This window comes from Citrobacter sp. EC_71 (assembly GCF_019584005.1).
Lineage (GTDB): Bacteria > Pseudomonadota > Gammaproteobacteria > Enterobacterales > Enterobacteriaceae > Citrobacter > Citrobacter werkmanii.
The window spans coordinates 46,977-58,738 of the sequence record NZ_VDAY01000009.1 but is presented as its reverse complement, the minus strand read 5'-3'; the positions used below and the strand labels follow the sequence as shown (position 1 = coordinate 58,738).

Annotated in this window: 12 protein-coding genes; 5 read left to right on the top strand and 7 right to left on the bottom strand. The window is 53.0% G+C overall.

Features of this window, described 5'->3' with window-relative positions; genetic code table 11:
• Position 1: 1 nt before the first annotated feature.
• Positions 2–1,222: an arginine deiminase gene (gene arcA / locus FHD02_RS11900; RefSeq protein WP_038636756.1), complete on the bottom strand. Its 1,221-nt coding sequence runs from the start codon at positions 1,220–1,222 to the stop codon at positions 2–4.
• Between the two features lie 672 nt (positions 1,223–1,894).
• Here arcA and FHD02_RS11895 point away from each other — a divergent pair.
• The gene (locus FHD02_RS11895) at positions 1,895–2,347 is read left to right on the top strand and encodes a YhcH/YjgK/YiaL family protein (protein ID WP_137360178.1); all 453 of its coding nucleotides are present in this window, start codon (positions 1,895–1,897) and stop codon (positions 2,345–2,347) included.
• A 104-nt stretch (positions 2,348–2,451) separates the two neighbouring features.
• Here FHD02_RS11895 and argF read toward each other — a convergent pair whose 3' ends face one another.
• Both argF and FHD02_RS24865 read right to left on the bottom strand, forming a co-directional pair.
• Positions 2,452–3,459 (bottom strand): ornithine carbamoyltransferase, encoded by a 1,008-nt coding sequence (gene argF, locus FHD02_RS11890; RefSeq protein WP_220393896.1) that lies wholly within the window; start codon positions 3,457–3,459, stop codon positions 2,452–2,454.
• Positions 3,429–3,524: a hypothetical protein gene (locus FHD02_RS24865; RefSeq protein WP_371415456.1), complete on the bottom strand. Its 96-nt coding sequence runs from the start codon at positions 3,522–3,524 to the stop codon at positions 3,429–3,431. Before FHD02_RS24865 ends, argF begins: the two co-directional genes overlap by 31 nt.
• A gap of 98 nt (positions 3,525–3,622) precedes the next feature.
• Here FHD02_RS24865 and rraB point away from each other — a divergent pair, with 98 nt between their 5' ends.
• From rraB to FHD02_RS11875, 3 genes are all read left to right on the top strand, one after another.
• Positions 3,623–4,048 (top strand): ribonuclease E inhibitor RraB, encoded by a 426-nt coding sequence (rraB, locus tag FHD02_RS11885; RefSeq protein WP_042312689.1) that lies wholly within the window; start codon positions 3,623–3,625, stop codon positions 4,046–4,048.
• A gap of 51 nt (positions 4,049–4,099) precedes the next feature.
• Positions 4,100–4,858, top strand: coding sequence for a tRNA isopentenyl-2-thiomethyl-A-37 hydroxylase MiaE (gene miaE / locus FHD02_RS11880; RefSeq protein ID WP_042312687.1), 759 nt, complete (start codon positions 4,100–4,102; stop codon positions 4,856–4,858).
• 168 nt (positions 4,859–5,026) lie between these two features.
• Entirely contained in the window at positions 5,027–5,857 is an 831-nt protein-coding gene (locus FHD02_RS11875; RefSeq protein ID WP_042312685.1) for a hypothetical protein, read from the top strand.
• Between the two features lie 26 nt (positions 5,858–5,883).
• Here FHD02_RS11875 and FHD02_RS11870 read toward each other — a convergent pair whose 3' ends face one another.
• The 4 genes from FHD02_RS11870 to pepA form a co-directional block, all read right to left on the bottom strand.
• On the bottom strand, positions 5,884–6,387 hold the full coding sequence (locus FHD02_RS11870; protein WP_042312683.1) for a GNAT family N-acetyltransferase: 504 nt from the start codon (positions 6,385–6,387) through the stop codon (positions 5,884–5,886).
• A 169-nt stretch (positions 6,388–6,556) separates the two neighbouring features.
• The gene (locus tag FHD02_RS11865) at positions 6,557–9,412 is read right to left on the bottom strand and encodes a valine--tRNA ligase (RefSeq protein WP_220393895.1); all 2,856 of its coding nucleotides are present in this window, start codon (positions 9,410–9,412) and stop codon (positions 6,557–6,559) included.
• On the bottom strand, positions 9,412–9,855 hold the full coding sequence (holC, locus tag FHD02_RS11860; RefSeq protein ID WP_170972899.1) for a DNA polymerase III subunit chi: 444 nt from the start codon (positions 9,853–9,855) through the stop codon (positions 9,412–9,414). Before holC ends, FHD02_RS11865 begins: the two co-directional genes overlap by 1 nt.
• Before the next feature lie 136 nt (positions 9,856–9,991).
• Positions 9,992–11,503, bottom strand: coding sequence for a leucyl aminopeptidase (gene pepA / locus FHD02_RS11855; RefSeq protein ID WP_038636783.1), 1,512 nt, complete (start codon positions 11,501–11,503; stop codon positions 9,992–9,994).
• 153 nt (positions 11,504–11,656) lie between these two features.
• Here pepA and FHD02_RS11850 point away from each other — a divergent pair, with 153 nt between their 5' ends.
• Positions 11,657–11,707: a hypothetical protein gene (locus FHD02_RS11850; protein WP_212723231.1), complete on the top strand. Its 51-nt coding sequence runs from the start codon at positions 11,657–11,659 to the stop codon at positions 11,705–11,707.
• Positions 11,708–11,762: the final 55 nt, after the last annotated feature.

The window sequence follows — 11,762 nt, the reverse complement described above, 5'->3', positions numbered from 1 at the left end:
CTTAAATACCGTCGCGTTCCAGCGGGCAGCTCATGCAGCGCGCGCCGCCGCGTCCGCGTCCAAGTTCGTCGCCAGGAATGGGTAAAACGGTGATACCGGCTTTGTCGTATTTCTCGTTGGTCCAGATATTGCGCTCGTAACCCACAACCACACCGGGACGTAGCGTCAGGACGTTGTTGGCGTCATTCCACTGTTCACGTTCGGCTTCGAAGGCGTCACCGCCGGTGGTAATCAGGCGAATTTGATCGAGCCCCAGCGCTTTTTCCAGGGCATGAACCAGCGTACTTTCCTGCGTCCGTTTCAGGCCGCCGCGCCCGTCCGGCGTCAGAGTCCAGCACTGCACGTCCGGGCGCACCACTTCCGGGTAGACAGAGAAGGTATCGATATCGATGTGGGTCATCACGGTGTCGAGATGCATGCAGGAACGATGCTTAGGCAGTTCGACCGCGATGACGCGCTCTGCCTGGCGATGCTTGAAGAGTGACTGAGCAAGGAACTCGATTCCCTGTGGCGTGGTGCGCTCAGACATGCCAATAAGTACCGCACCGCGACCAATGACCAGCACATCGCCACCTTCTAATGTGGCGTGGTCATAATTAATATTTTCATCACCGAAGTATTTAATAAACTCACCATCGGCGAATTGCGGGTGCCAACGGTAAATCGCCCGCAGATTATTAGTTTCTCGTTGCCGGGCGGTTTTAGCCATCGGATTAATCGACACGCCGTTATATATCCAGCAGGAGGTGTCACGCGTAAATAAATGGTTGGGCAATGGCTTCATAATAAAATCATTAATATCATGAGTATCAACCACCATATTTTTGATTGACGCTGGGATTTCGCCATAGGTCAGCCCGCCGCTTAAATGCCGTGCCAGTTCCCGGTGCTGCATGTCCGCAAGCCAGGCGCGGACATCGGCGGCGAAAGTGGGGCCAAGGCGATAATCAGAAATTTGCGTATCCAGCAGCCAGCTTTTAGCGTCTGGAATATCCAGAGTTTGTGTCAATAAATCAGTGAGTAACAGAACCTCAATTCCCTCCTGACGCAGCGTGTTGGCGAAAATGTCGTGCTCTTCACCTGCACGTTCTACCGAAAGCACATCATCAAAAAGCAGCTCCTGACAGTTGGATGGCGTCAGCCTTTTTAAGCTGAGATTAGGGCGATGCAGCATCACGCTACGTAATTGACCGATTTCAGAACCGACATAATGCTTTTCCATCATTATTCCTTTAATACGATTTTAAAAAATAAAGAGGAGATGGCTGCAAATGCAATTTATTGCAGTCATGATTTTTCAGCTGATTTCAGAATCTATATTTAGATCTTATTTGATACGGAAACGTGATTTGTTTCACAGTCGGTTCGATATTTGAATTTGCTTTCCTAATATATGAGATGGCTCTGAGATTTTAAAAAATAATAAATACAATAACTGAATTGCTACGCATGAATATGTCTTGTTATTTATCTATGTTAATTTTATGTACATTTTTAAAAATATATACACTTAATAATTGATTGATTTTTATGTATTTTTTATTATGAGGTGAATGTTTATGCGGTTCTGTGATTCTATTATTTGTACGGGACAGTTTATTGCCAAATAAATATGGTGGCGAACAAAGCGAGTGGGGGAGGTGTGAATTGTGATCGACTGCTTGGTTTTATCATAACACTTTCAAAACCAGTAAGTTACCAGCAAAGAGAAAAATGAGGGGGTAAGAGTTATGCAGTGTTTATGCATAACCTGATGCGTGAGGTTAACAACTATCTAACATCATCAGCGATAAACATGCGTTGCCGCAAAATATCGGTAATTAGGAGTGGTATGACAGGCCGTTTTTTCGTATAACAACAAAAATGAAACGATGTTTTAATCAAGGAGTTTGAGATGATTGTCGGCAATATTCACAACCTGGGTGCCTGGCTGCCGGAAGAGCTGCGTCAGGCGATTGAGCACATTAAAACGCATGTTACGGATGCGACGGAAAAGGGTAAGCATGACATCGATGGCGATCGCCTGTTTTATCTGATTGCCGAAGATATGACGGAGCCGTTTGCACAGCGCCGTGCCGAATATCATGCCCGCTATCTGGATATTCAGATCCTGCTCAAAGGGCAGGAAGGCATGACCTTTAGTACGCAGCCTGCGGGCGCGCCGGAAACTGACTGGCTGGCGGATAAAGATATTGCCTTCCTGTCGGAAGGGGCACAGGAGAAAACGGTGGTGCTGAACGAGGGTGACTTTGTGGTGTTCTATCCGGGGGAAGTGCACAAACCGCTGTGCGCAGTCGGTGCTCCGGCGCTGGTACGCAAAGCGGTGGTGAAAATGCGGGTGGAATAAGCGTGTTTGCCGGGGGCGGCTTCGCCTTGCCCGGCCTACGGGAGCGCGGTTGTAGGCCGGGTAAGATGCTGAGCATCGCCATCCGGCAAATCAATCATGCAACGTTATTTTTTGGAAAGCGTCGCCACCATTACCGCTTTAATGGTGTGCATCCGGTTTTCCGCCTGATCAAATACGATGCTGGCGGGGGACTCAAAGACGTCGTCGGTCACTTCCATCCCGCCGTGCAAACCGTACTGTTGCTCCATTTGTTTGCCAAGCGTGGTTTGATCGTCATGGAACGCGGGCAGGCAGTGCAGAAATTTCACCTGCGGATTGCCGGTGAGCGCCATCATCGTGCTGTTTACCTGATATTTGCGCAGCAGTGCAATACGCTCGGCCCACTTCTCTTTCGCTTCGCCCATTGACACCCATACGTCGGTGTAGATGAAGTCTGCACCTTTTACGCCCGTGGCGATATCTTCGGTCAGCGTAATATTGCCACCGTTTTTCTGTGCCAGCGCTTTGCATTCTGCCACCAGACTCTCTTCCGGCCAGCAGGCCTGCGGTGCAACCAGACGCAGATCTAACCCGGTTAACGCGGCGGCTTCCAGCATTGAATTGCCCATATTGTTACGGGCATCGCCGGTATAGACCAGCGTCATCTCATTAAATGCTTTACCCGGCAGGTGTTCCTGCATAGTTAACAGATCCGCCAGTAACTGGGTGGGATGAAACTCGTTAGTTAATCCATTCCACACCGGCACACCGGCATATTCCGCCAGCGTTTCCACCACTTCCTGACCGTGACCCCGATACTGAATACCGTCGTACATACGGCCAAGCACGCGGGCAGTATCTTTAATCGACTCTTTATGTCCAATCTGGCTGCCGCTTGGCCCGAGATATGTCACTCGAGCGCCCTGATCGTATGCGGCAACTTCGAAAGAGCAACGAGTACGAGTCGAGTCTTTTTCGAAGATGAGCGCGATATTTTTACCGGTGAGTTGAGCCACCTCTGTGCCGTTTTTCTTATCTGCCTTGAGCTGTGCGGCGAGCTTGAGCAGTGACGTGAGTTCAGCAGAGGTGAAATCGAGCAATTTCAAAAAGTGCTTCTGATAAAACGTAGACATGGTTTCCTCACATGGCTTAAGCCATTTATTGAATTAAAATTCAATTTATATGTATGTTTATTCATTTGCAACCTTGTTTAACAAATCTTTCCTGGAAAGGTGGAGGCAATGACAGCGGTATGTGACAATAAGAGTATCGGCAGGACATTATGAGGAACGAGCCATGGCAAACCCGGAACTACTGGAAGAGCAGCGTGAAGAAACACGCTTGATTATTGAAGAGTTACTCGAAGATGGCAGCGATCCAGACGCGCTGTACACCATTGAGCATCACCTTTCCGCGGACGACTTTGAAACCCTGGAAAAAGCGGCAGTAGAAGCCTTCAAGCTGGGTTATGAAGTGACCGAGCCGGAAGAGCTGGAAGTGGAAGAAGGCGACACGGTTATTTGCTGTGACATCCTCAGCGAATGCGCCCTGAATGCCGAGCTGATTGACGCGCAGGTTGAGCAACTGATGAACCTGGCTGAAAAATTTGAAGTGGAATACGACGGTTGGGGCACTTATTTTGAAGACCCGAACGGCGAAGAAGGTGAAGACGGCGACGATGAAGACCTCGTCGACGAAGATGATGACGGCGTGCGTCACTAAGTCATCTGCTGACCTGCGGTAGCACAGGCTGCCGCAGGCCAAGGACAACGTATGGATTACCCGCAAATACTCTCCCCGATCCACAACTTCCTGAAATGCAAAACGCCCCAGGCCTGGCTTGATAAAGCGCGAGACCCGGCGAATCTGCCGCTGTTATTGACCGATCACCTCGTCTGCGAACTGAAAGCGGCGCAAACGGCAATGCTGCTGGTGCGTAAGTATGTCGCGGATAAACAGGGATCGCAGGCGCTGTTGGACTGGCTGAAACCCTATGAAGCGTTTGCTTTCAGAGAAGGGGATGAGCCGGATTTTATCGCGCTGAATAAACAGATAAGCAAAAGCGTCATGCCGCAGACCGACGACCCGTGGGGACGAAAGCTTATTGACAGCATGGTGTTGCTGATTAAAGAAGAGCTACATCACTTCTCGCAGGTACGCGAGGCGATGATGAGCCGCAATATTCCTTACATCAAAATTACCGCCAGCCGTTACGCCAAAGGCATGCTCAAAGAGGTACGCACCCACGAGCCGCTGACGCTGATCGACAAGCTGATTTGCGGGGCGTATATCGAAGCCCGCTCCTGTGAACGTTTTGCCGCGCTGGCACCGTATCTGGAGGCTGATTTGCAGGCGTTTTATCTGTCGCTGCTGCGATCCGAGGCGCGGCACTATCAGGATTATCTGGCGCTGGCGCAGCAGGTTTCTGCTGATGATATCAGCGACCGGGTGCGATTTTTTGGCGAAGTCGAAGCCGCGCTGATTACCTCTCCTGACGACGAGTTCCGCTTTCACAGCGGCGTACCGGCTTGATTCTTTCCGTGACGTGCGGTGTTCAATCATCGCGCGTATTACCTCTTCCCCCATTTCCGCTAGCAAAATCTGGTGGCTGGAAATCGCTCGCCGCTGCCGTAATAATCAAAACACACGAAGGGGGAAATATATCCCCTTACCAGAGATTGTTTTGCATAAGGATGGTTAATGAACTGGGCACACGTATGGTTAGCGGGCTATATCGGGGTGGTGATTGCCATCGTCGTTGGCATGTTTCGTAAAAAAGGCTGGCTGGGCAAGATCTCAGGCGCGGTGGTCTTTGTGGTGGCGATTATTGCGTGGAATCTGTTTGATGTGCACTACCTGATCCCACGTGAAAACCCGGATTATGGTCTGACCGAAGAGCAGCAGTTTGAAAAGGCGATGCTCTCTAATCCGGCGTTTCAGGTGATTAAGGAACAGGAGCCCGCGCTGACACAAAAAATTATCAGCCAGGCAGCGCAGATGAAGAAAGCGGGGAGCAGCGAACAGCAGGTTATCGACGCGATACAGCCGCAGATTCTTCAGTTGCAGATGGCACGATTGCAGCAAGCTCCTGATGCCAATGTCATTGAATATATGAAAATTAATCTTGAGCAGATCGCCGCCGTGGCCAAAATAGGTGATGACGAATGCTTCCGCTTCCTGTTTCCGGCAGTAAAAGGGGGGATTAACCCGGCACGTCTGGTTCCGCATGAGATCATGAACCGTCGTATGGCGAGTGATATGAGTATGATGCGTGCTGCCTATGGTCCGAACAAACATACGGTCACGGCAGAAGAGAAACAGCTGGCGTTGCAGGATCTGCAAGCAATAAGTCCAGGACTAGTACAGCGCTATGGACCGGATATTCAAATCATGGCCGATCCGACTAAAGCTGTCGGCAAAGAGAAGATTGCCTGTGAGATAGTGCAGGATCTCTGGTCACAGGTGTTGAAGCTGCCGACCGCGCGTTCGGCCGGCGTGATTCGTCTGATGCTTTCAGCTGAGATGCAGTAAGGTTGCCATAGCCCCTCAGCGTAAGGTCAGAGGGGCTTTAACATCCGTACTTCACAATCCACGTGCCCGGTGCAGCCCAGCGCTTCGCTGATATGCTCAAAGCCTAAATGTTCATACAGGCGAATAGCCTCGGTCAGAAACGCGGTCGTTTCCAGATAGCACTGCTTAAAACCCTGCTCACGGGCGTGATCCAGCGCCATCAGCGCCAGCTTTTTCGCCAGCCCCTGGCCGCGTACGCTCGACAGGAAATACATCTTCTGCAGCTCGCAAATGTCCGGCTCGCTACAGCCTAACGGCGCGACGCCGCCGCCGCCCACCACCTGACCATTCTGCTCAACGACCCAATAGGCCGCGCCCGGCTGGCTGTAAACCTGGAACAGCTCATCCAGATTAGGGTCGGCGACGGTATAGCCTTTATCAGCGGTAAGCCCGTATTCGGCGGAAACCTGGCGAATAACGCGGGCGATGGCGGCGTTATCGTCGGCGGTAAGACGACGCAGCGTCGCAAAGGCAGGGGTAGTGACACTCATAGCGAACTCATGACATAAATGTGGAACATATGCAGTTAATACCACTGCGGTGAGGGGAAGCGCAAGCGAGGATAATTCAATAAAAAGCCTCTGAGCGAGGACGCCAGAGGCTTTTTAATCGTCAGTAGTGTCGGATGCGCTACGCTTATCCGACCTACGGGCTCGATGATTACAGCGCGGCGATGACCGCCTGCTGCTCAATCAGCTTCGCTTTGGCTTCTGCGTAACCGTCTAACTTCTCACGCTCTTTGGCGATCACCGCTTCCGGTGCGCGAGCGACGAAACCTTCGTTGGAGAGTTTGCCTTCGATACGGGCAATCTCACCTTCGATTTTCGCCACTTCTTTCGCCAGACGCGCCAGCTCATCTTCTTTGTTGATGAGGCCAGCCATTGGGATCAACAGTTCAGCGCCGTCGATGATTTTGGTCACGGAAACCGGACCTTTGTTATCGGCAGGCAGCACGGTGATGCTTTCCAGACGCGCCAGGTTCAGCAGGAAGCTGCGGTTGTCGTTCACACGACGCTCCGCATCTTTGCTGCAACCACGCAGCAGCAGCTCCAGCGGTTTACCCGGGGCGATGTTCATTTCCGCACGAATGTTACGCACGGCAACGATCGCCTGCTTCAGCCATTCGGTATCAGCCAGCGCGGCTTCATCAACCTGCGCGGCGTTATATTCCGGGAACGGCTGCAGCATGATGGTATCGGCGGTAATACCGCAAATGACCTTCACGCGCTGCCAGATGGTTTCGGTGATGAACGGGATGATCGGGTGCGCCAGGCGCAGCAGACCTTCCAGCACGGTAACCAGCGTATTGCGGGTACCGCGCAGTTCAGACTCGGAACCCCCGGTCATTACCGGCTTGGTCAGTTCCAGATACCAGTCGCAGAACTGGTTCCAGGTGAATTCATACAGAATGCCCGCGGCGATGTCGAAGCGGAAGTTATCCAGCGCTTCGCGGTACGCTTTCACGGTCTGGTTGAATTCAGCCAGGATCCAGCGGTCCGCCAGCGACAGGGTCATTTCGCCGCCGTTGAAGCCGCAATCCTGCTCTTCAGTGTTCATCAGCACAAAGCGGCTGGCGTTCCACAGCTTGTTACAGAAGTTACGGTAACCTTCCAGACGCTTCATATCCCAGTTGATATCGCGGCCGGTCGAAGCCAGCGCCGCCAGGGTAAAGCGCAGGGCGTCGGTGCCGTGCGGCTCGATGCCGTTCGGGAACTGCTTCTCGGTACGCTTGGCAATCTTCTCAGCCAGTTGCGGCTGCATCATGTTGCCGGTACGTTTTTCCAGCAGCTCCGGCAGGGAGATGCCGTCGACCATATCCAGCGGGTCAATAACGTTACCCTTGGATTTGGACATCTTCTGGCCTTCGTCGTCGCGAATCAGACCGGTCATGTAGACGGTATGGAACGGAACCTGCGGCTTGCCGTTTTCATCTTTGATGAAGTGCATGGTCATCATGATCATGCGGGCAATCCAGAAGAAGATGATGTCGAAGCCGGAAACCATCACGCTGGTCGGGTGGAACTGACGCAGGGCGTCGGTGTTTTCCGGCCAGCCGAGGGTGGAGAAAGTCCACAGCGCGGAGGAGAACCAGGTATCGAGAACGTCTTCGTCCTGACGAAGCGCAACGTCGGCGCCGAGGTTGTTTTCCTGACGCACTTCGTCTTCTGTACGGCCAACGTAGACGTTGCCGTCGTTGTCGTACCATGCCGGGATACGGTGACCCCACCACAGCTGACGGGAGATACACCAGTCCTGAATATCGCGCATCCAGGAGAAGTACATGTTTTCGTACTGCTTCGGCACGAACTGAATGCTGCCGTTTTCAACGGCTTCAACCGCTGGTTTCGCCAGCACGTCAGCACGCACGTACCACTGGTCGGTCAGCATCGGTTCGATAACCACGCCGCCACGGTCGCCATAAGGGACGGTCAGGTCGTGCGGTTTAATTTCTTCCAGCAGGCCCAGGGCGTCAACGGCAGCGACGATCGCTTTACGGGCAGCAAAGCGTTCCAGCTTCTGGAATTCAGCCGGAATCGCGTTGGAGTAAACGTCAGACTCTTCGCCTTTGGTGTCGTACACTTCCGCGGTTTCGCGGATGTCGCCGTCAAAGGTCAGAATGTTGATCATCGGCAGGGCGTGACGTTTCCCGACTTCGTAGTCGTTAAAGTCGTGCGCCGGGGTGATCTTCACGCAGCCGGTGCCTTTTTCCATATCGGCGTGTTCGTCGCCAACGATTGGAATACGGCGGTCAACCAGCGGCAGCATCACGAATTTGCCGATCAGATCTTTATAACGCGGATCTTCCGGGTTCACAGCCACGCCAGTATCGCCGAGAATGGTTTCCGGACGGGTAGTGGCGACGACCAGATAATCTTTACCATCTGCGGTTTTCGCGCCGTCGGCCAGCGGATAGCGGATGTGCCACATCGAGCCTTTGGACTCGCGGTTTTCCACTTCCAGGTCAGAGATGGCGGTGCGCAGTTTCGGGTCCCAGTTCACCAGGCGCTTGCCGCGGTAAATCAGGTCTTCTTTGTACAGGCGAACGAAGACTTCTTTCACGGCATTGGAAAGACCTTCGTCCATGGTGAAGCGCTCGCGCTCCCAGTCAACGGAGTTGCCGAGACGGCGCATCTGACGGGTAATGGTGCCGCCGGATTCCGCTTTCCACTGCCAGATTTTGTCGATGAACGCATCGCGACCGTAGTCGTGACGAGTTTTACCTTCTTCAGCGGCAATCTTACGCTCAACCACCATCTGGGTAGCGATACCCGCGTGGTCGGTACCGGCCTGCCACAGAGTGTTTTTGCCCTGCATGCGCTGGTAGCGAATCATGGTGTCCATGATGGTTTGCTGGAAAGCATGACCCATATGCAAACTGCCGGTGACGTTCGGCGGCGGGATCATGATGCAGAAGGACTCTTTGCTTTCATCGCCGTTAGGTTTGAAATAGCCCTGCTTTTCCCAGTGCTCGTAAAGCGGCTGTTCGATATCTTGTGGGTTATATGTCTTTTCCATTATTTCCAGGTTGCCGTATTCAGGTTAAAACCAGCCACGCGGTAAGCTTTGTAGCGATCGCGTGCCGATTGTTTCAAAGAATCTTCGTAAGGGACGAAGTCTATCACTTCTGTGAAAGCGGTGGCAAAATCTGCAAAGCCAACGCGTAAACTGATGAGCAGGTCGCGCGGGCTGCTGTTGCGTTTTTCCGGCCAGGCAATCTCTACCGGTGCGCCGCCTCTGGGACCTTCACCCGCCAGATTATGCGGCACGAAGCTTTCTGCCGGTCTTGCCCACAGGGCTTCATCAAGGCGAAAGGCCTGCTTTTCGTTTTCGCAGGCGATCAGCACGCGCTTGCCAGCACGCCAACGTTCTGCGGCAATTTCACACACCAGTAGCTCGACGGCGCTTAAGCCATCAACGGTAGTGTCATTATCCAGAAGATAGAACGTCGCATTCTTCATATATGGGGCTTCTTGTGGTGAATTTAAATGCGTTGCCATGATGCACCCCGTAGGCCTGATAAGGCGCATTAGCGCCGTCATCAGGCATTTTGCCGGATGGCGCGGCGCTTATCCGGCCTACGGGGTAATCTCAAACTTACTCGTCGCCGTTAAATCCGGCGCGATTAAGCAGGAACTGCGACAGCAGCGCTACCGGACGACCGGTGGCGCCTTTGGCTTTACCGGAACGCCATGCGGTACCCGCGATATCCAGGTGCGCCCAGTTATATTTACGGGTAAAGCGCGACAGGAAGCAGCCCGCGGTGATAGCACCACCAGGACGGCCGCCGATGTTAGCCATATCCGCAAAGTTGGACTCCAGTTGTTCCTGGAATTCATCACCCAACGGCAGACGCCACGCGCGGTCGCCCGCCTGCTCAGACGCGCCAATAAGCTCGTGCGCCAGCGGATTGTGGTTCGACATCAGGCCGGTGATGTGATGGCCCAGGGCAATCACGCACGCGCCGGTCAGCGTTGCCACGTCAATGACCGCTTCCGGTTCAAAACGCTCGACGTAGGTTAACACGTCGCACAGCACCAGACGGCCTTCAGCATCGGTGTTCAGCACTTCAACGGTTTGACCAGACATGGTCGTCAGCACATCGCCCGGGCGATACGCGCGACCACCCGGCATGTTTTCACAGCCCGCCAGTACGCCGACGACGTTGATTGGCAACTGTAGCTCTGCCACCATGCGCATCACGCCATACACAGCTGCCGCGCCGCACATATCGTATTTCATCTCATCCATGCCTTCGGCAGGTTTGATGGAGATACCGCCGGAGTCAAAGGTTAACCCTTTACCCACCAACACGATCGGGCGTACGTCTTCGGATTCGACACCTTTATACTCAATCACCGACATCAGCGACTCGTTTTGCGAACCATTGCCGACCGCAAGATAGGAGTGCATGCCCAGCTCTTTCATCTGCTGCTCACCGATGACGCGGGTGACAACATTTTTGCTATAGCTATCAGCCAACTGACGCGCCTGAGAGGCCAGGTAGGCGGCGTTACAGATATTCGGCGGCATGTTGCCGAGATCTTTTGCCGCTTTGATCCCGGCGGCAATCGCCAGGCCGTGCTGAATGGCACGTTCACCGCTGGTCAATTCGCGGCGGGTCGGTACGTTAAAGACCATTTTACGCAGCGGACGACGTGGTTCGCTTTTGTTAGTCTTCAACTGATCAAAGCTGTACAGCGTTTCCTGTGCCGTCTCAACGGCTTGACGTACTTTCCAGTAGTTATTGCGACCTTTAACGTGTAGCTCAGTCAGGAAGCAGACGGCTTCCATTGAGCCTGTATCATTCAGGGTATTTATAGTTTTCTGAATGACCTGCTTATACTGACGTTCATCAAGCTCACGCTCTTTACCACAACCGATGAGGAGAATTCGCTCAGACAGGACGTTAGGAACATGGTGCAGCAACAGGGTTTGACCTGGTTTGCCTTCCAGTTCGCCACGACGCAGCAGTGCGCTGATGTACCCATCGCTGATCTTGTCGAGCTGCTCTGCAATCGGAGAGAGGCGGCGTGGTTCAAAGACGCCCACGACGATGCAGGCACTCCGCTGTTTCTCCGGGCTACCGCTTTTTACACTGAACTCCATGCACTACGCTCCTGAATCTTAAAGACAACGGCGGTGGCTACGGATAGAATTGCAAGCTTTCGTAACTCATTCCCGCTGTTGCGGTGACTTCGTGTTAATCTTAACGTTATTACGGCATTGGCACGTCAGAACAATTTCTGAGAGGTGGATCCGTTGAGTATAATGATCTTAGCGACGATTTCGACGACTCAAGAGAATAAATGACGTTTAAGCCATGAAACAAGCTAAATTCCGGCAAAAGACGGGTTTTTACGGGCGT